The 23,678-nt window shown below is 73.1% G+C and carries 22 protein-coding genes; 11 read left to right on the plus strand and 11 right to left on the minus strand.

Annotation, left to right across the window (positions count from 1 at the left end):
* The first annotated feature begins 72 nt into the window (after window positions 1-72).
* Complete coding sequence (locus ACTVAJ_RS01105) at window positions 73-1,362, plus strand: LCP family protein (protein ID WP_470386101.1); 1,290 nt, start codon at window positions 73-75, stop codon at window positions 1,360-1,362.
* A gap of 602 nt (window positions 1,363-1,964) precedes the next feature.
* Here the strand turns inward: ACTVAJ_RS01105 and ACTVAJ_RS01110 are convergent.
* Both ACTVAJ_RS01110 and ACTVAJ_RS01115 read right to left on the minus strand, forming a co-directional pair.
* Window positions 1,965-3,182 carry an NADP-dependent isocitrate dehydrogenase gene (locus ACTVAJ_RS01110; protein WP_470386102.1) on the minus strand — a complete coding sequence of 406 codons (1,218 nt, stop codon included), beginning with the start codon at window positions 3,180-3,182 and terminating at the stop codon, window positions 1,965-1,967.
* A gap of 184 nt (window positions 3,183-3,366) precedes the next feature.
* A complete protein-coding gene (locus ACTVAJ_RS01115) occupies window positions 3,367-3,798 on the minus strand; it encodes a DUF3017 domain-containing protein (protein WP_470386239.1) in 432 nt (143 codons plus the stop codon).
* A 795-nt stretch (window positions 3,799-4,593) separates the two neighbouring features.
* On the opposite strand from ACTVAJ_RS01115, the gene ACTVAJ_RS01120 reads away from it, so the two are divergent.
* A complete protein-coding gene (locus ACTVAJ_RS01120; protein WP_470386103.1) occupies window positions 4,594-5,199 on the plus strand; it encodes an FHA domain-containing protein in 606 nt (201 codons plus the stop codon).
* 35 nt (window positions 5,200-5,234) lie between these two features.
* On the opposite strand, the gene ACTVAJ_RS01125 is transcribed toward ACTVAJ_RS01120, so the two are convergent.
* Entirely contained in the window at window positions 5,235-5,693 is a 459-nt protein-coding gene (locus ACTVAJ_RS01125; protein ID WP_470386104.1) for an SgcJ/EcaC family oxidoreductase, read from the minus strand.
* 74 nt (window positions 5,694-5,767) lie between these two features.
* On the opposite strand from ACTVAJ_RS01125, the gene ACTVAJ_RS01130 reads away from it, so the two are divergent.
* The gene (locus ACTVAJ_RS01130; protein WP_470386105.1) at window positions 5,768-6,253 is read left to right on the plus strand and encodes a MarR family winged helix-turn-helix transcriptional regulator; all 486 of its coding nucleotides are present in this window, start codon (window positions 5,768-5,770) and stop codon (window positions 6,251-6,253) included.
* On the opposite strand, the gene ACTVAJ_RS01135 is transcribed toward ACTVAJ_RS01130, so the two are convergent.
* From ACTVAJ_RS01135 to purN, 4 genes are all read right to left on the minus strand, one after another.
* The gene (locus tag ACTVAJ_RS01135) at window positions 6,199-7,149 is read right to left on the minus strand and encodes a hypothetical protein (RefSeq protein WP_470386106.1); all 951 of its coding nucleotides are present in this window, start codon (window positions 7,147-7,149) and stop codon (window positions 6,199-6,201) included. The genes ACTVAJ_RS01130 and ACTVAJ_RS01135 overlap by 55 nt on opposite strands.
* Window positions 7,150-7,354: 205 nt before the next feature.
* The gene (locus tag ACTVAJ_RS01140) at window positions 7,355-8,206 is read right to left on the minus strand and encodes a bifunctional methylenetetrahydrofolate dehydrogenase/methenyltetrahydrofolate cyclohydrolase (protein WP_470386107.1); all 852 of its coding nucleotides are present in this window, start codon (window positions 8,204-8,206) and stop codon (window positions 7,355-7,357) included.
* An 8-nt stretch (window positions 8,207-8,214) separates the two neighbouring features.
* On the minus strand, window positions 8,215-9,783 hold the full coding sequence (gene purH, locus ACTVAJ_RS01145) for a bifunctional phosphoribosylaminoimidazolecarboxamide formyltransferase/IMP cyclohydrolase (RefSeq protein WP_470386108.1): 1,569 nt from the start codon (window positions 9,781-9,783) through the stop codon (window positions 8,215-8,217).
* Window positions 9,780-10,415 carry a phosphoribosylglycinamide formyltransferase gene (gene purN / locus ACTVAJ_RS01150; RefSeq protein WP_470386109.1) on the minus strand — a complete coding sequence of 212 codons (636 nt, stop codon included), beginning with the start codon at window positions 10,413-10,415 and terminating at the stop codon, window positions 9,780-9,782. Before purN ends, purH begins: the two co-directional genes overlap by 4 nt.
* Window positions 10,416-10,823: 408 nt before the next feature.
* On the opposite strand from purN, the gene ACTVAJ_RS01155 reads away from it, so the two are divergent.
* The 8 genes from ACTVAJ_RS01155 (at window position 10,824) to ACTVAJ_RS01190 (ending at window position 20,173) form a co-directional block, all read left to right on the plus strand.
* Entirely contained in the window at window positions 10,824-11,219 is a 396-nt protein-coding gene (locus tag ACTVAJ_RS01155; protein WP_470386110.1) for a DUF4190 domain-containing protein, read from the plus strand.
* Window positions 11,220-11,417: 198 nt separating this feature from the next.
* A complete protein-coding gene (locus ACTVAJ_RS01160; protein ID WP_470386111.1) occupies window positions 11,418-13,049 on the plus strand; it encodes a Wzz/FepE/Etk N-terminal domain-containing protein in 1,632 nt (543 codons plus the stop codon).
* On the plus strand, window positions 13,049-14,434 hold the full coding sequence (locus ACTVAJ_RS01165) for a ligase (protein WP_470386112.1): 1,386 nt from the start codon (window positions 13,049-13,051) through the stop codon (window positions 14,432-14,434). Before ACTVAJ_RS01160 ends, ACTVAJ_RS01165 begins: the two co-directional genes overlap by 1 nt.
* Window positions 14,431-15,654, plus strand: a complete 1,224-nt coding sequence (locus ACTVAJ_RS01170; RefSeq protein ID WP_470386113.1) for a phosphotransferase — start codon at window positions 14,431-14,433, stop codon at window positions 15,652-15,654. The genes ACTVAJ_RS01165 and ACTVAJ_RS01170 overlap by 4 nt, the downstream gene beginning before the upstream one ends.
* An 80-nt stretch (window positions 15,655-15,734) precedes the next feature.
* A complete protein-coding gene (locus ACTVAJ_RS01175; protein WP_470386114.1) occupies window positions 15,735-16,616 on the plus strand; it encodes a sulfotransferase domain-containing protein in 882 nt (293 codons plus the stop codon).
* The gene (locus ACTVAJ_RS01180) at window positions 16,583-18,157 is read left to right on the plus strand and encodes a lipopolysaccharide biosynthesis protein (protein WP_470386115.1); all 1,575 of its coding nucleotides are present in this window, start codon (window positions 16,583-16,585) and stop codon (window positions 18,155-18,157) included. The genes ACTVAJ_RS01175 and ACTVAJ_RS01180 overlap by 34 nt, the downstream gene beginning before the upstream one ends.
* A gap of 58 nt (window positions 18,158-18,215) precedes the next feature.
* Complete coding sequence (locus tag ACTVAJ_RS01185) at window positions 18,216-18,674, plus strand: UDP-N-acetylglucosamine--LPS N-acetylglucosamine transferase (RefSeq protein ID WP_470386116.1); 459 nt, start codon at window positions 18,216-18,218, stop codon at window positions 18,672-18,674.
* Window positions 18,671-20,173, plus strand: a complete 1,503-nt coding sequence (locus ACTVAJ_RS01190) for a glycosyltransferase (protein ID WP_470386117.1) — start codon at window positions 18,671-18,673, stop codon at window positions 20,171-20,173. Before ACTVAJ_RS01185 ends, ACTVAJ_RS01190 begins: the two co-directional genes overlap by 4 nt.
* 14 nt (window positions 20,174-20,187) lie before the next feature.
* Here the strand turns inward: ACTVAJ_RS01190 and ACTVAJ_RS01195 are convergent, their stop codons facing one another.
* The 4 genes from ACTVAJ_RS01195 to ACTVAJ_RS01210 all read right to left on the minus strand — a co-directional run bounded on the left by ACTVAJ_RS01195 (window position 20,188) and on the right by ACTVAJ_RS01210 (window position 23,561).
* Window positions 20,188-20,769 carry a 3'-5' exonuclease gene (locus tag ACTVAJ_RS01195; protein WP_470386118.1) on the minus strand — a complete coding sequence of 194 codons (582 nt, stop codon included), beginning with the start codon at window positions 20,767-20,769 and terminating at the stop codon, window positions 20,188-20,190.
* A 57-nt stretch (window positions 20,770-20,826) separates the two neighbouring features.
* Window positions 20,827-21,972: a glycoside hydrolase family 26 protein gene (locus tag ACTVAJ_RS01200; RefSeq protein WP_470386119.1), complete on the minus strand. Its 1,146-nt coding sequence runs from the start codon at window positions 21,970-21,972 to the stop codon at window positions 20,827-20,829.
* 109 nt (window positions 21,973-22,081) lie between these two features.
* Window positions 22,082-22,972, minus strand: a complete 891-nt coding sequence (locus tag ACTVAJ_RS01205; protein ID WP_470386240.1) for a sulfotransferase — start codon at window positions 22,970-22,972, stop codon at window positions 22,082-22,084.
* Between the two features lie 115 nt (window positions 22,973-23,087).
* Window positions 23,088-23,561 (minus strand): ATP-binding protein, encoded by a 474-nt coding sequence (locus ACTVAJ_RS01210; RefSeq protein WP_470386120.1) that lies wholly within the window; start codon window positions 23,559-23,561, stop codon window positions 23,088-23,090.
* Window positions 23,562-23,678: the final 117 nt, after the last annotated feature.

The following is a 23,678-nucleotide window of genomic DNA, read 5'->3' on the forward strand; positions in this document are numbered from 1 at the left end:
ACAGTTTCCGCGATCACACACACGACGGACAGACGCAGTCGACGTGCAGTGCGGAGCGGATAAGGCGATTCGATGGCAGACCCACGGAACCGGAGCGGCTCGGGCTCGACCGGTGAACACGACAGTCCGGGTGTGTTCCGGCGCGCGGGCGACCCCGACAAGCCGGACGAGTTCGAACGGCTCTACCGCGAGCGCGAGTCGGAGCAGCGGACCCTGGGCGGGGCGAGGCGGGTCCCGACCGCTGAGGAGGCGCCGCCGCGGCGCCCGGTACCGAAGCCGCGCACCTCGCGGAACCGGGGCCGCACGCACAGCGCGGCGCGCGAGTACGACGGCACCGGCAGGGCCCGCCGGGCCCGGGAGCGGCGCCAGAACCGGGTCAGGAACATCGCGCTGACGGTCGTGGCGGTCCTGGTCGTCGTCCTGGTCGTGGCCCCGGCCTCCGTCTACCTCTGGGCGGACGGGCAGCTGAACCGCATCGACGCCCTGACCGACTACGAGGGTCGGCCGGACGGGCAGCCGGGGACGACGTTCATGATCGTCGGCTCCGACAGCCGGGACGGGCTCAGCGAGGAGCAGATGGACGAGATGGCCACCGGCTACGCCGAGGGGCGCCGGACCGACTCCATCATGGTGCTGTACGTCCCCGACGACGGGGAGCCGACCATCGTCAGCGTCCCCCGCGACTCCTACGTCCAGCTGGCCATCCCGGGCTACGCCGAGAACAAGATCAACGCCTCCTTCGCCGACGCGCTGTGCGGCACCGACGACGCGGGCGAGGAGGTCTGCGGCGGTCCCAGCGCCCTGGTGGAGACCTTCGAGCGCGCCTCGGGCGTGCACATCGACCACTACGTCGAGATCGGCATGGGCGGCTTCGTGGGCCTGGTGGACGCCCTCGACGGCGTGGAGATGTGCCCGGAGGAGCCGATGGAGGACCCGAAGGCGGGTCTGGACATCGACGCGGGCTGCCAGGAGATGGACGGCGCCACCGCGCTGGGCTACGTGCGCACCCGTGCCACCCCGCGGGCCGACCTGGACCGGATCCAGCGGCAGCGGGAGTTCTTCTCGGTGCTGGTCGAGAAGGCCTCCGCGCCCTCCACGATGTTCAACCCGTTCCGCGCGCTGCCGCTGATCTCGGCGGGCACGGACACGTTCGTGGTGGACGAGGACGTGCACATGCGGCACATGGCCACGATGCTGCTGGCGATGCGGGGCGGCACGCAGACCACGTCGATCCCCGTGGGCCAGACGCCGACGCTGGACGGCGTCGGATCGGTCGTGATCTGGGACGAGGGGCTGTCCGAGGAGATGTTCGCGGCGATGCGCGCGGGCGAGCCGATCCCGGAGGGCACCATGCGGGACTGACCCCCGGCCGAGCCCGCGAGGCCGCACGAACACAGCGAGGGGCGCACCGGGGTGTGCAGGAGGAGCCGAGCCGCCAGCGAGGAACGAGCCAGGCGAAAGCGACGACGAACACCCCGGTACCCCGCGCCCCGAACCCGTGCGGGAAAGGCGAAGGGCCCGTCGCACGAGGCGACGGGCCCTTCTTCGTGACGTTCCGTACTGTGCGCGCCTACCCCCCAGCGGGCGCACGGCCGGCACGTCGGTTCGTGGTGGCTCAGAGGGGCTGACACCCACTCTGGCCTGCCGGTTCTCACCGGCGTGACTCCACAATAGGTCAAAGTTCGCGAAAGGTGTAAATCCTGCTCGCGTGGCCTATGTCGCACCCGGCGTTCAGCCTTGCTGCGCGACCCCTCCATCCTCGCACCCACACCCCCCGCATGTGCGCCGAACACGGAAAACACTCCGGGAAAGTTGGGCCCGCCGAAGTGGCCAAACCGCCCGTGGGGAGCGCGATCGGGGCGATCGGGACACGCGCGCGGCCCCGGACGCGACGACGCCCGGGCGACCCCTCGTGAGGGCGCCCGGGCGTGACCGAGGTCTCAGCCGACCGGGTCGGGTGCAGCCTAGGCCAGACGCTTGGCCAGGTTCTCGTCCAGCGCGGCGAGGAACTGCTCGGTGGTCAGCCACTCCTGGTCGCCGCCGACCAGCAGCGCGAGGTCCTTGGTCATCTGACCGCCCTCGACGGTCTTGATGACGACGTCCTCAAGGGTGTTGGCGAACTCCGTCAGCTTCGGGGTGTTGTCCAGCTTGGCCCGGTGCTCCAGACCGCGGGTCCACGCGAAGATGGAGGCGATCGGGTTGGTCGAGGTGGGCTTGCCCTGCTGGTGCTGGCGGTAGTGGCGGGTGACCGTGCCGTGCGCGGCCTCGGCCTCGACCGTGCGGCCGTCGGCGGTGCGCAGGACCGAGGTCATCAGGCCCAGGGAGCCGAAGCCCTGCGCGACGGTGTCGGACTGCACGTCGCCGTCGTAGTTCTTGCACGCCCAGACGTAGCCGCCCTCCCACTTGAGCGCGGCGGCGACCATGTCGTCGATCAGGCGGTGCTCGTAGGTGAGGCCCGCGGCGTCGAACTTCTCCTTGAACTCGGCCTCGAAGATCTCCTGGAACACGTCCTTGAACATGCCGTCGTAGGCCTTGAGGATCGTGTTCTTGGTGGACATGTAGACCGGGTAGTTGCGGTCCAGGCCGTAGTTCAGGCTGGCGCGCGCGAAGTCCTCGATGGACTTGCGGAAGTTGTACATCCCCATGGCGACGCCGCCGCCCTCGGGGAAGTTGGCGACCTCGAACTCGACCGGCTCGCCGCCGTCGGCCGGGGTGTAGGTCATGGTGACCGAACCGGGGCCGGGGACCTTGAAGTCGGTGGCCTTGTACTGGTCGCCGTGGGCGTGGCGGCCGATGATGATCGGCTTGGTCCAGCCCGGGACGAGCCGGGGGACGTTCTCGCAGATGATCGGCTCGCGGAAGACGACGCCGCCGAGGATGTTGCGGATGGTGCCGTTGGGCGACCGCCACATCTTCTTGAGGCCGAACTCCTCGACCCGGGCCTCGTCCGGGGTGATGGTGGCGCACTTGACACCGACGCCGTACTGCTTGATGGCGTTGGCGGAGTCGACCGTGACCTGGTCGTCGGTGCGGTCGCGCTCCTCGATGCCCAGGTCGTAGTACTTCAGGTCGATGTCGAGGTACGGAAGGATCAGGCGGTCCTTGATGAAGGACCAGATGATCCGGGTCATCTCGTCGCCGTCGAGCTCGACTACGGGGTTCTCGACCTTGATCTTGGCCATGGCTGTGTGGCTGTCCCTTCAGTCTGTGGCTACCGCCTCACACGGCCGCGCGCGGCCGCGGCTCGTGGCCGTGACCGCCCCGCCCGCTCGTCAGATCCCCTGATCCCGCCCGGTATCCGTGCATACCGGGGAGGCGGTGGCTTGTTCGGTGTCGCGGTATCTCGACATCAAGCTTATTCCACCGCTAGGCCGAGAGTTGCGGCGCCACCCATGCCAGCACGATGAGCAGTCCGGCGAGGCTGACACACGTGGCGAGGTCGATCCAGCGCCGACGGACGGCCAGCAGGCCGATCCAGTCCTTGGGCAGGACCAGCCGGAAGGCGGCGGCCAGCAGCAGCGCCCCGGCGATGATCGCCGGGCCGCGCTTGAAGTGGGCGGCCGCCACGACGATGATCCCGGCGGACAGGGTCGCCAGCACGAGGGAGTAGGGCACCTGGGCCAGCCAGAACGGCACCTTCGCGCGGACCGGGGCCTCCCGCCCGGGCTCCGGGACCGCGCCCGCCTCGTCGCGCCCGCCGTCGGACGGCGCCTCCGGCGCACGCTCCCCCTCTCCGGGGGTCTCCTCCGGGGTGCCCTCTTCCCTGTCCGCCAACTCCGCCTGCCCCGCCTTGTCCACAGCGCGTCCGACCCGTCCGATCCGAAGGCGGCGGCCGCCGCGCGGCCCGCCCACCTGCTCGTCCCGCAGTCGGCACAGATCGGCCACACGGCACACTGCGACGTGTCCGCACGGGCATGCGGCGCCACTGGGCCGCACCGACCAGGTGACTACGGGGGTCCGCCCTGGGCATACCGCAGCCCGAGCGGACGAGACGCGGCCCATTGTATTGACTGCTCCCCTCTCCGCAGGAAGGGGAACCGTGGTCGGGTCCCCTCCCGCCATGGGTTGTGCGGGGATTCCCGGCCCGGGCCGCCCGAACGCCCCGCGGACGCCCGCCTTTCCACCGGGACCCCCGCCGGGTGTGGTTCGACGCCGGATCGGCCGTGTGCCCCTTCCCGAGCCCGGGCGTCCCGGCCCGCTGCCGTACGGGCACCCGGTTCCCGATGTCCTTCTCGGCTTGGGCGCGGGATGCGGCGACGCACTGCCCGGTCGGTCATTCGTGTCGCTGACGCCCCAGCGCTCACGGAATCGGCCACGTCGCCCGTGGATGGCCCCTACGACCGTTACCCGCGCCCGGAGGGGTCAGACGCGTGTGTTTCCGCGCCGTATCCGCCTAACTCCGGAGTAAGCGCGTAGAACGCGTACCACCCGGGTAATCCAACCTGAGACGAGTGCAACGGTGAGCGAGGACCGACCCCCATGAAGCCCACTCAACGCGCAGACCGAGCAGCCACCACTCGACGACCGCCACTCCCCCACCGTCACCCGAACCCCCGCAGGCCGCGCCACACCACCAGCCCGGGAGGAGTCACCGTGGACGGTCCCTACCTCCGGGTCGAAGAGACCGGGGACATCCGTCAGCTCACCGGTGAGGTCACCACCGTCGGACGCGGCGAGGGCGCCGACGTCCGGCTGGGCGATCCGAGCGTCTCACTGCTGCACGCCGAACTCGTTCGCCGCGGACCCTACGTCTACGTCGTCGATCTGGGCCTGTCCCGCAACGGCACCCGTGTCAACGGCCGCCCCATCGCGCGCAGGGTGCTGGAGGAGGACGACGTCGTGAGTTTCGGCACGGCGCGCTGCCGGGTGGGCGGACTGCCGCGTGAACAGATCAGCCCCGACATCGAACTCCGCCGCGGCGCGGCCCCCGAGCTGACCCGCCGGGAACTGGACGTGCTCACCGCCCTGTGCCAGCCCGCGCTGTCGGAGGAGGCCTTCGTCGCCCCCGCCACGGCCCGCGACATCGCCGAGGCCCTGGTCGTCACCGAGGCCGCGGTCAAACAGCACCTGCTGCGGCTGTACCAGAAGTTCCGCATCCCCGAGGGGCAGAACCGCCGAACCCGCCTGGCCAACGAGGTCGTGGCGCTGGGGCTGGTCCGCCCGATGCCCGCCGGCGGGTCCTCCCGCCGGGCCAGCTGACCCCGGCTCCTCCCGCCGCGGGCACGGGGAGGGACTCACCGCACCGGTACGGGCGCGGTCCGGGGTTCCATCCGGAAGCTGAGCGCCTCCATCAGCGGCCGCCGCTTGGTGTTGTGGAAGGACGCCGCCAGCCACCGCTGCCCCTGACGCACCATCGTGAACGTCTGGGCCTTGGTGAGCCTGCCGGGCCCGCGCCCCTTGGCGACGTCTCCCCGGGTGGTGAGCACGGCCACGTCGGACCCGAAGAAGCGCGTGTGGGTGACCTCCGCCCTCATGCGCGACCCCCTGAGGAAGGTCTCGAACAGGGCCGCGTGCGAGGAGGTGATCTCCTCCCGTCCGACGTAGGTGGTTCCGACCCACGTCGTGTAGGTGGCGTCCTCGGCGAAGCAGGCGCCGTAGGCCCGCGCGTCCCCGGCGTTCCAGGCCCGCGACATCTCCTCCACCGCCTCGGTCAGCGCGCGTTCGTCCCGTGCCCTGGCATCAGTGCGTGTCATGTCGGACCTCCAAGGTTATCTGCTCTGATAAAGTATCTGCACCAATGCAGATACTATCCAAGGGATCCCCGCCGATGTCAACGCCCCGGGAAGAACCGCCCGCCGACCAGCCGATGCACGCCGCCTACCGTCGCTACGTCGCGGCGATCGTCCTCTACCACCAGGTCGCCGCGGAGCGGACCGGCCTCAACCCCACCGACTTCCAGGCGCTCAACCTGCTCACCCTGAACGGCCCGTGCTCGCCCGGCGAGCTGTCACAGCGCACCGGACTGACCACCGGGGCGACCACCCGGATGATCGACCGCCTGGAGCGCCAGGGGTACGTCCGCCGCGAACGCGACGCCGACGACCGCCGCCGCGTCCTGGTCAGCCCGACCGGCCACGAACCCGCCGACCTCGACGGCACCCTCGCCGCCGTCCGGGAGAAGGTGGGCGCGGTGATCGCCGGATTCTCCCCCGAGCAGGCCGCGGCGGTGCTCGCCTACGTCACCGGTGCCGCCGAGGCCTACCGGGAGGCCGCCGAGGAGTTGCGCACGCCCCCCTCCCCACCGTCGTCCTGAGCGCGGCCGGTCCCCCGGAGCCGGTACAGAGCCGTCGCGCCCACCGCGGCGAGCCCGGAGAGCGCGCCCGCGGCGGCCGCCACGACGAACGGCGGCGCGTCCAGGACCGGACCTGCGGCGAACGAGACGTATCCCGCCGCCGCCAGGAGCACCGTGTACGCGGCGACCGCCGCCCACACCGACCGCAGGCGGGTGCGCTCCTGCGTCTTTGAGCGCGACAGCAGCCAGGCGATCCCCGGCACGACCAGTACCGCGTGCATCGCGGCTCCGTGCAGGGGCTTGAGCGCGCCCGCCGTCGTGTAGGCGACCTCAGGATCGCCGGTCCTGACCTCCGCCACGCCGGTGGCGATCATCACCGCTCCGGTCGCCATCGACAGCAGGAGCGCCAGGAAGCCGAAGCGCACCGCGATCCGCGTGCTCGGGGACGCCGTCGCCCCGCGCGAGAGGACCGCGGCCGTGAACGTCAGCACGGCGGCCATGATCACGATGCCGCCGGCCGCGAGCGTGCCCGTCACGGCCGTGTCGACGGGGGTCTCGAAGTTGAAGTGGGAGGGGACCCCGCGCCACGCCTGCGTGGCCACCAGGACGGTCTCCACCACGCAGGCGGCGGTGAACAGGCAGAGCAGGAAGGCGCGGAGTCCCGGGCGGATCCGTACGAGGGTCGTGGCCCAGACCACCGTGGCCAGGGTCAGTCCGAAGGAGAGGCCGAAGGTGGCGGGCTTGCGCAGGGACAGGGGCCCCGTCCACGGGCCGCCCGTCCACACGAGCACGGCCACGTGGAGCAGGCCGCTCGCGAACAGGGCGCCGGCGACGAGGAGGGCGGTCCGGTCGACGCGGCCGCCCCGGGTCCAGAGTCGGGAGAGTGCGTCGTACACGACGCGTACCGGGGTGCTCATACCGGACCATCCTGAACGGACGGGGCTCCGGCGTCGTCGGCCCGGATCGGGCTTTCGCGTACGCGGACGCGCGTAGGACGGGGCCGCTCCGGCGCGTACGTGCGGTGGGCCTGCGCGTCGCCCCGGCCCGCGTTCGGCAACGGCCGCACGAACGCGGGCCGGGGCGGTGGCGCGGGCGCGCCACCGCCCCGGTCCGGAAGGGTCGTCAGACCGCCTGGCGCTCAGCCGCCTCCACGACGTTCACCAGCAGCATCGCCCTGGTCATCGGGCCCACGCCGCCGGGGTTGGGCGACAGGTACCCGGCGACCTCGGCCACGTCCGGCCGGACGTCGCCGACCAGGCCCGACTCGGTGCGCGAGACACCGACGTCGAGCACGGCAGCGCCCGGACGGACCATGTCCTTGCCGATCAGCCCGGGGACGCCGGCGCCGGCGACGATCACGTCGGCGCGGCGGGTGTGCTCGGCCAGGTCGCGCGTGCCCGTGTGGCACAGGGTGACGGTGGCGTTCTCCGAGCGACGGGTCAGCAGCAGGCCGAGCGGACGGCCCACGGTGACGCCGCGGCCCACCACGACCACCTCGGCCCCGCGCAGCGGCACGTCGTAGCGGGTGAGCAGCTCCACGATGCCGCGCGGGGTGCACGGCAGCGGGGCCTCCTGCATCAGGACGAGCTTGCCCAGGTTGGAGGGCTGGAGCCCGTCGGCGTCCTTGGCCGGGTCGATGAGGCCCAGCACCCGGTTCTCGTCCAGGCCCTTCGGCAGGGGCAGCTGCACGATGTAGCCGGTGCAGGCCGGGTCCTCGTTCAGCTCGCGGACCGCCCGCTCCACGTCCTCCTGGGTGGCGTCGGCGGGCAGGTCGCGGCGGATGCTCGCGATGCCCACCTGGGCGCAGTCGCGGTGCTTGCCCCGGACGTAGGAGTGGCTGCCGGGGTCGTCGCCGACCAGGACCGTGCCCAGGCCGGGGGTGATCCCCTTGGCCCTCAGCTTGGCCACCCGCTCGGCCAGGTCCCCGCGGATGGCCTTCGCGACGGCCTTGCCGTCGAGAATCGTCGCGCTCATGTCGGCTCCTAGTGGAAGAAGTGGCGGGTGCGGGTGAGGTACATGGTGACCCCGGCCTCCTTGGCCGCGGCGATGACCGCCTCGTCGCGGACGGACCCGCCCGGTTGGACGACGGCGCGCACGCCAGCCCCGGTGAGGATCTCCAGGCCGTCGGGGAAGGGGAAGAACGCGTCGCTGGCGGCGACGGAGCCGCTCACGCGCTCGCCCGCGCGGGTGACCGCGAGCCGGGCGGAGTCGACGCGGTTGACCTGGCCCATGCCCACGCCCACGGTCGCTCCCCCGGAGGCCAGCAGGATGGCGTTGGACTTGACCGCGCGCACGGCCCGCCAGGCGAAGACGAGGTCGGCGAGGGTGGCCTCGTCGGCCGGCTCGCCGGTGGCCAGCGTCCAGTTCGCGGGGTCGTCGCCCTGGGCGTCGATCGCGTCGCGGGACTGCACCAGCAGGCCGCCGCTGATCTGGCGGTTCTCCACGCCCGTGGCGAAGCCGGGGTTCTCCACGACCAGGAGGCGGATGTTCTTCTTCCTGGTGAGGATCTCGGCGGCCTCGGGCGCGAAGCCCGGGGCGACGACGACCTCGGTGAAGATCTCGGCGATCTGCCCGGCCAGCTCCGCCCCGACCGGGCGGTTGGTGGCGATCACACCGCCGAACGCCGACAGCGGGTCGCAGGCGTGCGCCAGGCGGTGCGCCTCGGCGTTGTCCGCGCCGACCGCGATGCCGCACGGGTTGGCGTGCTTGATGATCGCCACGCACGGGGCGTCGAAGTCGTGCGCGGCGCGCAGGGCGGCGTCGGCGTCGACGTAGTTGTTGTAGGACATGGCCTTGCCGTGCAGCTGCTCGGCTCCGGCCAGCCCGACCGGCGGGACGCCCTCGACCGTGTACAGGGCCGCCTTCTGGTGCGGGTTCTCGCCGTAGCGCAGCACGTCCTTGCGGGAGTAGCCGATGCCCAGGTAGGACGGCCAGCCCGACTCGGCCCCCTCCTCGTCGGGGGCGTAGGCGCCCGCGAACCAGGAGGCGACGGCCGCGTCGTAGGTGGCGGTGTGGCGGAAGGCGAGCCCGGCCAGGCGCCTGCGCTGCTCCAGGGTGAACCCGCCCTCGCGCACGGCCCGGAGGGTGTCGTCGTAGCCGGCCGGGTCGACGACGACGGCGACGCTGGCGTGGTTCTTGGCCGAGGCGCGCACCATCGCGGGGCCGCCGATGTCGATCTTCTCGACGCAGTCGGCCGCGGAGGCGCCCGAGGCGACGGTCTCCTGGAACGGGTAGAGGTTGACCACGACCAGGTCGAAGGGGGCGATGCCCAGACCCTCGATGGTGGCGACGTGGTCCGGGTTGGTCTGGTCGGCGAGGAGACCCGCGTGGACGTTCGGGTGCAGGGTCTTGACCCGGCCCTCCATGATCTCCGGGAAGCCGGTGACGTCCTCGACGTTGGTGACGGGGACGTCCGCGTCGCGCAGCCGCGCGGCGGTCGAGCCGGTGGAGACGATCTCCACCCCGGCCTCGGCCAGGCCGGCCCCCAGCTCCTCCAGACCGGTCTTGTCGTACACGCTGATCAACGCACGCCTGATGGCCTGCTGGGTCACCGCTGCTCCTTCGTGTCGGTCGCGTCCGCGACGCTGTGCTCGGTGCGGCCGAACCGCACGTGCCTGCCGTCGACCGTCCAGCCCTCGCGGGCGAGCCTGCCGACCGTGTCGACCAGCATCCGCCGCTCCACGCCCTTGATGCGCTCGTGGAGGCTGGACTCGTCGTCGCCGTCCTCGACGGGCACCGCCACCTGGTCGATGATCGGCCCGGAGTCGACGCCCTCGTCGAGGAAGTGGATGGTGGTGCCGGTGATCCGGACACCGTGGGCGAGCGCGTCACGCACGGCGTGCGCGCCGGGGAAGGAGGGAAGCAGGGCGGGGTGGATGTTGACCGCGGTGTGGCGGCCGAGGACGGCGGGGCCGAGGATGCGCATGAACCCGGCGGAGACCACCAGGTCGGGTTCGTACTCGCTGATCCGGTCGGCCATGGCCGTGTCCCACTCGGCTCGGTCGGAGTAGTCTCGGAAGGGGACGACGAACGTGGGCACCCCGGCCTTCCCGGCCAGTTCGATACCCCGGGTCCCCCGCCGGTCCGAGCCGACGGCGACGATCTCGGCGCCGTACCCGGGATCCTGGGCCGCGTCGACCAGGGCTGCCATGTTGCTGCCCGTGCCCGATATGAGGACGACCACTCGCGCGGACAATGTGCTTCTCCCAGTGTGTAGAAGGCGGTGCGGGAGCGGGCTCCCGATGTCCGGGGGCGCCGGGGGACGGCGCAGCATCCGGGGTTCGCGCGCCCGCAGGGCCTCGGGCCCGTTCCGGGCCGTGCCAGGGGCGTCGCTGGGGGGTGACCCGCGCGTCCCCGGCGGAGCGGTGCCCCTGGGGTCATGACGGGTGGCGGCCGGACCGAGGCGGCCCGTCCGTGTTCCCACCCTATCGGTCCGGGTAGCGTCGGACCCACGGGGACCGGGCCAAGCGCGCCCGGGACCGGACCGCGCCCGTGCTTCGCGGACCTGCCCCGGAACCACCGCCACAGAGGAGGGTCCGCGTGCGGACGCGGACCACGGCGCCCGATCGGGGCGCGTCGAAGGAGTGAACCCGTGACCGACAACAGCCCGGAACCCCGAACCGACGGGCAGACGCCCAAGGTCGAGCGAGGGGGCCTGTGGGGCCTCTTCCTCGGGATGGCCGGCCTGCTGCTCCAGCCCTACGGCGTCGTGCTGTCCCTGTTCGGAGTCGTCCAGGGGTTCCGCGCGCGCCGGTCCGCGCGGGCGAACCAGACCCAGGCGCCCGGTGCCCTGTTGAGCGTGGTGGTGGGAACGCTCGGCATCGTCATGTCGCTCGCGGTGATCTCGGTGTTCGTGATGTACGACGAGGAGGTGCGGGCCTACCGCGACTGCTCGGCCCGCGCGCACACGGTGTCCACGCAGACGGCGTGCGACGAGGCATGGGAGTCCGCCACCGGCCTTCCCCCGTCGGCGGTGTTCGCCGGCTAGGCCACGTCCGAGCCCCCGGGGGCGGTGGGATGACCCCCGTCGCCCCCTGCCGCCGGAACCGCCGCCCGACCGGTTCTTCCGGGCACCTCCCCGCCGGAAACGGCAGTTTCCGCAAGCAACACGCACCCCCAAAGGGACTACACTTAGTATGCAATCGTTCACTAAAAGTGTGGCACACGCGCGTGTGGAGAGGACCCGATGGACACCGACGCCCCTGGCCCGCCCGGACCGGAACTGAAGGAGTACACGGCCCTGCTGCGCCGCCGCTGGCGGCTGGTCGGGGTCGGCGTGCTCGGAGGACTGGTCCTCGCCACGGCCGGGGTGGTCGCGCTCCCCCCCACCTACGAGTCCACGACAGCCGTCCAGGTCCGCCCCAGCGGCATGGCCGAGTTCACCGGCGAACGCTCCGGCCGCCTGGCCGGGGACGTCAACCTCGACACCGAGGCGCAGGTCGTGTTGTCCGACCAGGTCTCGACCGCGGCCGCCGCCACCCTCGCCGGACCCGACGCCGCCCCGCCCGACAGCGACGAGCTGCGCGACCGCGTGTCGCTGTCCGTACCGCCCAACAGCAACGTGCTGGAGATCACGTACACGGCGCGGAGCCCCGAGGCGGCGAGGGAGGGCGCGGACGCCTACGCCGGGGCCTACCTCGAACAGCGCGGGTCCGAGGTCGGCGACCTGATCGCCGCCCACCTGGCCGCCCTGCGCGGCGAGCAGGAGGCCCGCTACGACGAGCTGGCCGAACTGGGTGAGGGCTCCTCCGCCCAGGCCGACTCCCTGCGCGCCGAGATCGCCGAGCTCGGGCGCGGGGCCGGACCGCTCACCGCGCTCCGGGAGACCGTCGAACCCGGCCGGGTCATCACCCCCGCGAACCTCCCCGAGAGCGCGACCTCCCCCGTGGTCCCCGTGTGGCTCGCCAGCGGCGTCGCCGCGGGGCTGCTCGCCGGACTCCTTCTCGCGTACGCGCGCGACCGCCTCGACCCGGTCCTGCGCGACACCGAGGCCACCGCGCGGATCGGCGGCGTCCCGGTCCTGCTGGACCTGACCGCACCGGACCGGAAGGCGCCCGGCCTGTTCGGCGACGGCGACCGCGCGGGGCAGCGCGTCAACGAGTGCGCCCACGCGGTGCGCGCCCGCGTCCCGGCCCCCGGCGTCCTGCTCGTCGCGGCCACCGCGCCCGGACGCTCCGGTCCGGCCGCCGCCGCCAACCTGGCCGCCTCCCTCGCCCGCACCGGCTCGGACACCCTGCTCGTTTGCGCCGACACCGCCGCCGACCCGCTGGACCTACCCCCGGGGCCGGGACTGGCCGAGGCGCTCCTGGACGGTGAGGACCCCGCCCGACTGGAGGTGCGCCCCGCGTCCGCGCCCCGCCTGCGCGTGCTCCGGTACGGCCGCCCCGGGGCCGCCGCACCCGTCCAGGGAACCGCCATGCCGGAACTGCTCGGACTCCTGCGGGAGGGGGCGGAGTACGTGGTGATCGCCGTCCCGTCCGCGACCGAGCGGGCCGACGTCCACGCCCTGGCCTCCTCGGCCGACCTGCTGCTCCCGGTCGTCGAACTCGGCCGCACCCGTCGCGCCGACCTGGCGTCGCTGACCTGTGCCGCCGCCCGCTTCGGCCTGCCCGTCCCCGGGGTGGCGGCGCTGCCCCGCCTGCCCCGTGCCGACGACGGCGCCTCCCACCAGGCGGGTGACGCCGGGAGCGGGGCGGAGGGCGCGGCGCCGGAGAGGGCCGACACGGCGCGCGCGGCCACCGCGGCGGAGGACTCCGCCGACCGGCCCGGAGCCGGTACGCAGGACCCGGCCGCCGACACCGTCGGGGCACGGAACTGATGGCGGCACCCACCGCCCCGCGTCCCCTCCCCGGGTCCGGTGTCCCGGTCGGCCCGCCCCCGGCCACCGGTCGGCCGGTGGTCTGGCTGCTGGCCGGGTATCCGCTGTGGTGGGCGCTGGGCCTGGGCCAGTTCGCGTACTGGCTGTTCGCCGTCCCCATGGCGGCGGAACTGGTCCGCCGCCACCGGACGGTCGGGCTCCGGCTGCCCTCGGGCTTTTGGATGTGGGCGCTGTTCCTGCTGTGGACCGTGTTCGGACTGGCCATGGTCCCGCTGGAGGTACCCGGCACCGTACCGGGCAGCGGAGGCTACGCGGGGGCCGCGCTGCGCGTGGTCAACTACCTGGCGCTGACCGTCCTCATGCTCTACGTCGGCAACCTGTCCGAGCGCGAACTGCCGACGCGGACGGTCGTGTGGGCGCTGTCCGTGCTGTGCCTGGCCACGATCGCGGGCGGCTACCTGGGCATGCTCGCGCCCCGGTTCGAGTTCACCGCCCCGCTGGAGTACCTGCTGCCCGGAGCCCTGGCCTCCGACCCCTACGTCCAGACCCTGGTGCACCCGGCGTCCGCGCAGGTCATGGACATCTTCGGCTACGAGTCGGCCCGCCCCAAGGCGCCCTGGGAGTACACCAACATCTGGGGGTACATGATCTCCCTGCTCCTGGTGTGGCTCGTGGTCGGCTGGATCCTCCACGGGAGGGGAGCCGTGCGGTGGGCCGCCCTGGCCGCCACCGCGGCGGCGGTGGTCCCGGTCGTCCACTCCCTCAACCGGGCGCTGTGGGCGGGGCTGGTGCTGTCGCTGGCCTACGGCGCCGTCCAGGCACTCCGCCGGGGCCGGGTGGCCCTGGTGGGCGCCTGCGCGGTCGCGGTCGCGGTCGCACTGCTCGTACTGGCCGTGTCTCCGCTGGCCGACGTGGTGCGCGCCCGCGCCGACAACCCGCACAGCGACGACGGCCGGGCCGCGAGCAACGTCGCGTCCGTGGCCGCCGCCGACCTGTCGCCGGTCGTGGGCTGGGGCACGACGCGGGAGATGGAGGGCAGTTCGGAGTCGATCGCCATCGGCCCCACCGCCGAGTGCCCCGGCTGCGGCCAGCACGTCATCGGCAACGCCGGTCAGCTGTGGATGACCCTCGTCGCCAACGGATGGGTGGGTACCGCGCTCCTCCTGGCCCTGCCCGCGTGGACGGTGTGGCGCCACCGGGCCACGGCCTCCCCCGCGGGTCAGGGCGCCCTGCTGACCGTACTGCTGCTGTTCTGGTACATGTTCTTCTACGTCGCGCTGATGTCCCCGCTGGCCGTCACCCTCGTCGCCGTCGCCCTGCTCTGGCGCGGCGGCGCGCGGCCGACGCCCGGGGCCACCGTGCGCACCAGAGGGGGTCTTCGGTGAACGGCGAGACGACCTACCTGACCGACCTGGCCGCGGTCCTGTGGCCGTGCGGCGGCCTGCTCGGTCCCGGGGACGGCGGTGTGCGGCGGCTCGTCCGCCACGAGCGGGGCAACCAGTACCTTCCGGTCCCCAACGCGCACAATCCGCGCGTGATCCTGCCCGCCCACGACCGCTCGGCCGCCACCCGGGGCATCGCCTCCTTCTTCCAGGGGCACTCGTTCTCCGAACGGGTCCGCGCCGCCCTGCTCACCGGAGCGTTCGCCACGGGCCTGGCGCCGCTGCTGCTCCGCGACCGCCTGTACGTGGGCGCGGGACCCGGCATCGAGCACGCGCTCACCTCGGCGCTCGACCGGAAGCTGGCGATCGCCATCCACCTGGGCCCGCCCAGGGCGAACCGCAAGCCCGTCCTGCTGCTGCTCACCCCCGGCGGCCGGACGATCGGCTACGCCAAGGTCGCGGTGAACGACCTGACGTCGCGCCTCGTGCGCGCCGAGATCCGGGCCCTGCGCCACCTCACCGACGCCCGGCTCCGGGACGTGACGGTCCCGCGCCTGCTCTACGAGGGCGAGTGGAACGGCCACCCGCTGCTGGTCCAGGAGGCCCTGCCGGTCGGCGACCAGACCGACCGGCCCACCCGCCGCCAGCTGCTGCGGTGCGTGATCCAGATCGTCGGGCTGACCGGTGTCCGGGAACGGCGCCTGTCCGACAGCCCCTACCGGATCGCCCTGGAGGAGCGGATCGCGGCGCTCGGAACGCGCCCCGAGGCGGCCCCGCTGCGCGCGGCGCTGCGCCGCCTGCCGGACGTGACCCTCCCCTTCGGGGCCTGGCACGGCGACCTGACCCGCTGGAACATCGCCAGTACCGCGCGCCGGGCCTTCGTGTGGGACTGGGAGCGGCTGACCCTGGACGCGCCAGCCGGGTTCGACGCGCTGCACTACGACCTCAACGAGTGCGTCCAGGCGGGCGTCCACCCCGGTGTGCACCGGTGGCTCGACAGCGGCTCGCGGCTGCTGCGCGACCCGCTGGTCGCCGAGACGGGGCTGCGCCCGCACGCGGTGTCGACGGTCATGGCCCTGTACCTCATCGACCTGGCCACCCGCTACCTGTACGACCGTCAGGCCGAGAGCGGCGGCCACCTGGCGTCCGTGGACGACTGGCTGCTCCCCGCCCTGGAGGGTCTCCAGGAGAGGGCGACGCACGAGGCCGCCCACACCGGCTGACACCGGCCCGCCCCACAGCGCCCACGACCGGCCCCGGCCGGGAACGGGCCCATCCGCCACGACCAGCGAAGGACTCCGTGATGCACGTGGACACGCCGACCGCCGCTCTGCGCCGCCTGTCCGATCCCGTCCGGCGGGCGCTCCTGCCCCTGGCGGACGGGCTGGGCGGTGCGACCAGCACCGCGCGTGCCCTGCCCGACGTACTCATCTGCGGCGCCCAGCGGTCGGGAACGACGTCGCTCTTCAAGTCCCTGACCCGACATCCCGCGGTGACCGGGCCCACGCTGCGCAAGGGGGTCCACTTCTTCGACGTCGGGTACTCCCGGGGGGTGGGATGGTACCGGTCGTGCTTCCCGCTGCGCGCCTCGCTGCGGGAACGCCGGAGTCGGCCGCGCGTGCGCGTCATGGAGTCCAGCCCGTACTACCTGTTCCACCCCCTGGCGGCGGAGCGGATCGCGCGGACGCTCCCGGAGGTGCTGGTCGTGGTGATCCTGCGCGACCCCGTGGAACGCGCCTACTCGGCGCACGCCCACGAGAGCGCGCGCGGGTTCGAGTCCGAGCCGTTCGCCCGGGCGGTCGACCTGGAGGAGGGGAGGCTGTCCGGCGAGGAGGAACGGCTGCTCACGGAGCCCGGGTACTACTCGTTCGCCCACCAGCACCACGCCTACCTGGCACGCGGCCGGTACGCCGAGCAGCTGGCGCGGCTGGAGCGGTACCTGGGTCGGGAGCGGATCCATGTCGTGGACTACGCGGACCTGTTCGACGGCACCGCGCGGGCTCTGGCCGGGATCGAGCGGTTCCTCGGCCTCCCCCCGGGGCCGGGCACACCGCCCGGTCGGCACAACGCCCGCCGCCGCTCGTCGATGCCCGAACCGCTGCGTGCCGAACTCACCGAGCGGTTCACCGAGAGCGACGCGCGGCTGGCCCAATGGTGGGGGCGGACCCCGTCGTGGTGCGCGTGACCGCCACCGAGGACCGCGCGGGCGCCGCACTGAGCCGCGTCCTGCGCGGCGGTGTGCTCAACATGGCGGGGGCCGCGGTCGGCGCCGTGCTCAACCTGGCGCTGATCGTGGCGATCACCCGGGCCTTCTCCCAGGAGGCGGCCGGGCTGCTGTTCTCGGCGACGTCGGTGTTCCTCATCGCGGCGACGGTGGCGGGCGCGGGCGCCCCGGACGGGCTGGTCTACTTCATCACGCGCCTGCGCGTGCTCGGCCGGGCGGAGGCCGTGCGACGGCTGCTGCGGGTCGCCCTGGGACCGCCCGTGGCCCTCTCCGGGCTGCTCGGCGTGCTGATGGTGCTGTTCGCCGATCCGGTGGCCGGGGCCCTGGCCACCGAGGACGCCGAGACCTACCTGCGGCTGCTGGCCGTGTTCGTACCGTTCGCGGTCATGGTCGACTCGGCCCTGGCCGCCACCCGCGCGCACCACGACATGGCCGCGACGGTCCTGGTGGACAAGGTCGGCCGGCCGCTGGCCCAGCTGGCGCTGGTGGGCGCGGTCGCGCTGTCGGGGTCGGCGGGGCTGCTGGCACTGGCGTGGGCGGGGCCCTACCTTCCGGCGGGGGTGCTGGCGTGGTTCTGGCTGGGCCGCCTCCTCACGCGGGCCGCTCCGGCACCGGGGGGAGACGACGGCGCGGCGTCCGGAGCGACGGACACCGCGCCGGAGGCCCTCGACGGCCTCCGGAGCGACGGGAGCGTCCCGCCGCGCGTGTTCTGGTCCTTCGCCCTGCCCCGCGCGGTGGCCGGGGTCGCCCAGATGGGCGTGCAGCGCGGCGGGGTGGTGCTCGTGGCGTTGCTGGGCGGACTGACGAGCGCGGCGGTGTTCACGGCCGCGACGCGGGTCATGGTCCTGGGCCAGTTCGGCAACCAGGCGGTACTGGCCGCCGCCCAGCCGCAGTTCGCGGAGCAGTTGGCGACCGGCGACCACCGGGGTGTCCGGTCGCTGTACCAGGCGGGAACGGCGTGGCTGGTGTGTCTGACCTGGCCCCTGTACCTGTCCGCCCTGGTGTTCGCACCGCAGGTCATGGGCCTGTTCGGCGGCGGGTACGCGGCCGGGGTGACCGCCCTGGTGGTGGTGTGTTCGGGACAGCTGGTCGGGTCCGTGCTGGGGATGGGCGACCTGATCCTGGCGATGACCGGACGGAGCGCGCTCAACCTGGTCAACAACGTCCTGGCACTGGCCGCGAACGTCCTGGTGTGCGTGGCCCTGGCACCGGCGCTGGGAGCGACGGGCGCCGCGGTGGCCCTGGTGGCCTCCGTGGCGGTGCGCAAGGTGCTACCGCTGTGGCAGCTGCGGGAACGGGTGGTCCTGCACCCCTTCGGGGACTCGGTGATGGTCGCCGCGGGCAGCGCCCTCATCTGGTTCGCGGCCCTCCCCCTGCTGGTGGTGGGCCTCCTGGGTCAGGTCCCGGCGGCGCTCGCGGTCTCCGTCGCCGTCGGAGCCGTCGGCCACCTGTCCGTCGTGTGGCTGCTGCGCGGGCATCTCGGTCTCCGGCTGCGAAGTTGAGACCTCGGGCTCGCCGCACCACCCGAATCACTACGTTGAGTTATGCCATGATGACTCCATGTCTGCTCGACCGGTTCTCCTGGTCGCCTCCAGCGGCGGCCACCTCGCCCAACTCCTGTCCCTGCGGCCCTGGTGGCGGGACAGGCGACGCCTCTGGGTGACCTTCCGCACCCCCGACGCGGTGTCCGCCCTCGGCGGGGAGGAGGTGCGCTGGGCCTTCCACCCCACCACCCGCCACGTGGGCAACCTCCTGCGCAACACGTGGCTGGCGGTGCGGGTCCTGCGCGAGGGGCGCCCCAGCGCGGTCGTGACGACCGGGGCCGGCGTGGCGCTGCCGTTCTTCGTCCTGGCGTGGTTCCTGCGGGTTCCGACGGTCTACATCGAGGTCTACGACCGCCTCGACACCCCCACCCTCACCGCCCGCCTCTGCCGCCCCTTCACCCGGCTGTTCCTCGCCCAGTGGGAGGAGCAGCGATCGTTCATGCCCGGTGCCATCACGGTAGGACCGCTCCTGTGACCGAACAGACCGCCCGCACGACACCGCGCCCCGACGACCGCGACCATCCGGACGTGGTGGTCAGCCTCGGCACGGACCACCACGCGTTCGACCGGTTGGTCCGGTGGGCCGACGACTACGCCCGCCGCAACCGGGATCTGCGCGTCCTCGTCCAGTACGGGCACAGCACCCCGCCCGAGCGCGCGGCGGGCACCGCCTTCCTCGGGGGAGAGGAGCTCGGCACGCACATGCGCGCGGCCAGGGTCGTGGTCACGCACGGCGGTCCGGGAACCATCGTCCAGGCGCGCGGAGCCGGCCACCTGCCGATCGTCGTGGCCCGCGACCCCGAGCTCGACGAGCACGTCGACGATCACCAGCTCCTGTTCGTCAACCGGCTGGAGGAGGCGGGGCGGGTCCGCGCGTGCTCGACCCCCCAGCAGCTGGCCGCGCTGATCGACCGGGCCCTCGCCTCCCCCGGGGACTTCCACGTCCGCCCCGGCGAGGACGACGGCCCCGAGCGCGCCGCGCTGCGCGCCGGTGAGCTCATCGACCTGCTGAGCGAGTCCCCCCGCACGGCCCCGCCCGAGTCCCGGACCGCTCCCGTCGGTGACGACTGGCCCGACGTGACGGTCGTGGTCCCCACCCGGGACCGCCCCGAGCTGCTGCGCCGGACCCTGCGCGCGATCCGCGAGCAGGCCTACGCCGGGCGGATCACCACGATCGTGGTGTACGACAACGACCAGCCCGACGCCTCCCTGGCCCGTGACGGCGGCGACCGCCCGGTGCGCGTGGTCACCAACACCCTGACCCCCGGGCTGGCCGGTGCGCGCAACACCGGCGTGCTGGCCGCCGACACGGACCTGGTGGCCTTCTGCGACGACGACGACACGTGGCTGCCCGACAAGCTCCGCGCCCAGGTGCTGGTCATGGTGGCCGAGCCGGACACCGAGCTGGTGTGCTGCGGCATCCGGGTGGTCTACGACCGGGTCGAGGCCGAGCGGATCCTGGACCGCACCACGGTCACCTTCGGCGACCTGCTCGGTTCACGGCTGACCGAACTGCACCCGTCGACCTTCCTCATCCGCCGCCGGGCGATGATCGACGGCTGCGGGACGGTGAGCGAGGAGATCCCGGGCAGCTACGCGGAGGACTACGAACTCCTGCTGCGGCTGGCGCGCCGGAGGCCCGTGCGCAACCTGCCCGAGCCGGGCGTGCGGGTCCTGTGGCACCGCAAGTCGCACTTCGCGGGGCGGTGGCGGACCATCTCCACGGCGCTGCGCTGGCTGCTGGAGCGCTATCCCGAGTTCGCCCTCGTGCCGCGCGGCTACGCGCGGGTGGCGGGCCAGATCGCCTTCGCCGAGGCGGCGGCCGGCCGGCGCGGCGAGGCGATGCGCTGGATCCGCACCACCCTGCGGCACCGGCTCACCGAGGGCCGCGCCCTGGTCGCGCTGGTCGTCGTGTGCGGGGTGCCCGCCGGATGGGTGCTTCGCGCCCTCCACCTGCGGGGCAAGGGGGTCTAGGCGGGGCGCGCCCGTTACCGGTCCCGGTCCCCGGGGGCCGGTCCGGGCCAGGCGTCGCGCTCCACCAGGAAGAGGACCAGCGCGGCGATGTTCCAGGCGTCGTCCTCACCCCGGTGGTGGCGCCCCTCCAGGGGCAGGTCGGCCATGCGCAGCGCGCGGTCCATGCCCGGAGCCTTCTTCCGTGTGCCGTGGAACTCACCGAACACCCGCTTGGCGTTGGTGTGGTGTTCCCCGAAGGGGTAGGGCGTCCCGGTGTCCAGGCACTGGCGGGTGAACTGGTCGCGGTCGTAGTCGCCCCAGCTGGCCCAGGGGCGCCCCTGGGCCCCGTGTTCCTCCACCAGCCACCGGCACGCCTCGGCGAAGTCCACTCCGGTGTCCACCTCGGCCTGGGTGAGCGAGGTCAGTTCGGTGCAGAAGGCGCTGACCCGGGAGCGGCCGGGCCGCACGAGCAGGCCGTGCCGGGCCACGCGCCGCCGCTCGGCCAGGTCGACGACGGTCAGTCCGATCTCGATGATCTCGTTGGCCTGGCCCGGTGGCGGCGAGCCCCGCCAGCAGGTCGCCTCGACGTCGACCACGTTCAGCAGGTTCTGGTCCATGCCGCGACCCTAGGGACCGGCGCCGCCCGTGTCACCGGGTTTACGCCCCGGCGGCGCTCAGTCCCGGCTGTGGGCGTAGGCGGCCATCCGGCGGACCCGGTCGGGCAGGTTCACGTAGGGGTCCCGTCCGGCCAGTTCGAAACCGCGCCGCGCGTACTCGTTGGCGTTGATCCGGAAGTCGCAGCCGGAGACCTCGTTGTCCCAGACCTTGACCGCGCGCACCCGCTCGTACCGCCGCAGGACCTCGGGGATGTCGGCGTACCAGCGCAGCGTCTCCCGGGGACCGATGTCGGTGGTGCCCATCTCGCCGATCATGATCGGCTTGCCGGGGTCGATGCCGTGGCCGGGCCCCTCCTCCTGGATCCAGTCGTAGGCGGGCCGCAGGGCGTCCTCGAAGGAGTGCACGTCGTCCCAGTGCGGCATGAGGTCGCAGTCGGTCATGTTGTAGGCCTCGAAGCTGATCCAGTCGACGTGGTCGTTGCCGGGCCACAGGCCGGGGAGGCGGTCGAGGTTGTCGCGCCAGCCGGTCACGTTCCACACCCAGATGACGTTGTCGGCGCCCTCCTCGCGGTAGAGGTCGACCACGTGCCGCCAGGCGCGCACGAACTCGTCGGGGGTGCCGCGCTTGCGGTAGCGCTTGTCCGCGTCGGCCTCGTGGTCGAAGGTGACGAAGTAGGGCACGTCGAACTCGGCGATCGTGCGCGCCTGCGAACGCAGCGAGGAGTCGAAATCGCCGTCGAGGATGTCCTCGTAGGCGATGTCGGGGTGCCCGGAGCGCTCGAAGCGGCGCGCCTCGATGTTGGTGTGCACGAACCGGCCCTCGGCGACCAGGCGCCGCTCGCGGTCCCCCGGCGCGTCCGCCTGGTCGATACCGCGCCAGGTGTAGACGATGTCCATGTCGCGGTCGACGGCGGACTCCAGGGACTCGACCCGGTCGGCGTAGGGGCTGGCGCCCCACCACACCCCGCAGGAGGGTTCGAGGATCTCGGAGACCGTGCACACGGACTCGGTCGGCGCGGGCAGCCCGAGGAGGGCCGCGGTGTTCCCGCCGATCCGGTCCACGGGCAGCGGGTGGTCGGTGGGCGGGGAGTGGTCGTCGAGCGGTGCCACCCGCCCCTCGGCGGTGACCCCGGGTCCCGCCAGTGTCAGTGCGGCGAGCATCGCGCCCGTCGCCGCCAGTCCTCGTGTCGGTCCCCTGTTCACGTCAGTGCCCCCAGAGCCAGAACTACACAGAGTTCGTGGGTAATGACTTTACGTTATAATTCGGGCGCAAAGCAACCCCCAACCGCTCTCCGCCTCGCCCGTCTCGGTGTCAGTAGCCGTAGCGGCCGCGCACGGGCGCGGTCACCGCCGAGACCAGCCCCCGGCGCCAGGGCGCCAGGGAGTCCCGCCAGCCGTGGTCGGGCCGCACCCCGACCGCCCCCGCCGAGAAGCGCATCGGGTTGCCCGAGAGCGCGTGCGTGCGCGCCAGCGGAACGGCCTCCTCCCCCACCGCGGGCGGATCTCCGGTGTACCCGGAGAACTCGGCGATGCGGGCGAACTCGGCCACCGGGTCCGCGACGAAGTCCTCGTAGCGCACCCGCAGGGTCGGGGTGCCCCGGCGGGCGAGGGCGTCGAGGGTCGTGTTCTGGGACATCCACTGCACGGCGGCCCGACCGGCCGAGTAGCGCGCCATCTCCGGCTCGCTGCTGTCCGGGGAGGCGTCGGGACGCGGGACCCGCTTGCCCCAGGAGTGCGCGACCGCCCGGGGGTCGCGCACCACGTGGAGCAGTCGCATCCGGGCGCCGAACCGCCACCGCAGGCACGCGGCGAGCGAGGCGTGCTTGCTGGCGTCCACGACCACGTGCGCACCGCTGACCAGCGACACCGCCGAGTACAGGCGGTGGTAGAGATCGGTGTAGCGCTCGGCGCGGGCGGCGAGAACACCCCCGCCGGACCCGTTGAGCAGCATGGGAAGGAAGCGCGTACGGTCGACGCCGTCCTTGAGCCGCAGCACGCCGTGCGCGTCCAGACGGTCCCAGCCGCCGAAGGCCTCCTTGCCCACGTCCGACCAGAATCCGCAGTCGGCGAACGGCCGACCGCACCCGCAGCGCTCGTTCTCCAGGAGCCCGCGCCGCCACAGGTGCACGACCTCCCCGACCGAGCAGAACCCGGGCAACTCACCGAGGAGCCGCTCGACCAGGGTCGACCCGGAGCGCCCCATTCCACCGACGAACACCAGACGATAGCCATCCACGCGTCCAGGATATGACGTGGAGTCACCACGCGTGGTCGAAACGTGACATTCGGGGGTCGGGGTCCGCGTGGGCGCGACCGGGCTATCCCGCGGCGACGAGCTCCGCCCAGGCGTGGGTGCCGTGGACGGGGTGGGGGGTCAGACCCCAGCGGGCCGCCAGGTGGTCGATGACGGCGAGCCCGCGCCCGCGCTCGGCCTCCTCGTCACTGTGGCGGTCCACCGCGTGGAGGGCGATGCGCCCGTGGTCGTGGACGTCGAGGCGCAGGGCGGGGTGGCCGTCGGCCGACCAGGTCAGGTCCAGGTGCACGGGCGGACGGCCGTGCGTGACGGCGTTGGTCACGAGTTCGCTGGCGACGAGGGTCGCGGACTCGACGAGCTCGGTGCGGCCCAGGCGGAACAGGAACTGCTCCACCACGCGGCGGGCGCTGGACGCGCTGGCCAGGACACCGGGGAGACGGTGGGTCTCACCGGCGGAGGCGGGCGTACCCGGGTCCTCCTCGACGAACTCCCCGGCGGCGGGGAGGGGAGACGGGTCGACCTTTGCGGTGGAGGGCATCACGCCGTTCCTTCGAACAGGACTCGGTGCCGATCGGCGGTGGGGCGTGCGACGCGCCACTTGGGCCAAGGACACCGGTCTCACCTGCACTGATGCCCCAAGGATGACTCATGCGTT

The organism is Nocardiopsis sp. KDC1DS13DA1 (genome assembly GCF_055632325.1).

Coding starts and splice junctions, on each gene's coding strand:
- ACTVAJ_RS01105 (WP_470386101.1), top strand. CDS start 73: ATGGCAGACCCACGGAACCGGAGCGGCTCGGGCTCGACCGGTGAACAC.
- ACTVAJ_RS01110 (WP_470386102.1), bottom strand. CDS start 3,182: ATGGCCAAGATCAAGGTCGAGAACCCCGTAGTCGAGCTCGACGGCGAC.
- ACTVAJ_RS01125 (WP_470386104.1), bottom strand. CDS start 5,693: ATGACACGCACTGATGCCAGGGCACGGGACGAACGCGCGCTGACCGAG.
- ACTVAJ_RS01130 (WP_470386105.1), top strand. CDS start 5,768: ATGTCAACGCCCCGGGAAGAACCGCCCGCCGACCAGCCGATGCACGCC.
- ACTVAJ_RS01135 (WP_470386106.1), bottom strand. CDS start 7,149: ATGAGCACCCCGGTACGCGTCGTGTACGACGCACTCTCCCGACTCTGG.
- ACTVAJ_RS01140 (WP_470386107.1), bottom strand. CDS start 8,206: ATGAGCGCGACGATTCTCGACGGCAAGGCCGTCGCGAAGGCCATCCGC.
- ACTVAJ_RS01160 (WP_470386111.1), top strand. CDS start 11,418: ATGGACACCGACGCCCCTGGCCCGCCCGGACCGGAACTGAAGGAGTAC.
- ACTVAJ_RS01165 (WP_470386112.1), top strand. CDS start 13,049: ATGGCGGCACCCACCGCCCCGCGTCCCCTCCCCGGGTCCGGTGTCCCG.
- ACTVAJ_RS01175 (WP_470386114.1), top strand. CDS start 15,735: ATGCACGTGGACACGCCGACCGCCGCTCTGCGCCGCCTGTCCGATCCC.
- ACTVAJ_RS01180 (WP_470386115.1), top strand. CDS start 16,583: ATGGTGGGGGCGGACCCCGTCGTGGTGCGCGTGACCGCCACCGAGGAC.
- ACTVAJ_RS01185 (WP_470386116.1), top strand. CDS start 18,216: ATGTCTGCTCGACCGGTTCTCCTGGTCGCCTCCAGCGGCGGCCACCTC.
- ACTVAJ_RS01195 (WP_470386118.1), bottom strand. CDS start 20,769: ATGGACCAGAACCTGCTGAACGTGGTCGACGTCGAGGCGACCTGCTGG.
- ACTVAJ_RS01205 (WP_470386240.1), bottom strand. CDS start 22,972: ATGGGGCGCTCCGGGTCGACCCTGGTCGAGCGGCTCCTCGGTGAGTTG.
- ACTVAJ_RS01210 (WP_470386120.1), bottom strand. CDS start 23,561: ATGCCCTCCACCGCAAAGGTCGACCCGTCTCCCCTCCCCGCCGCCGGG.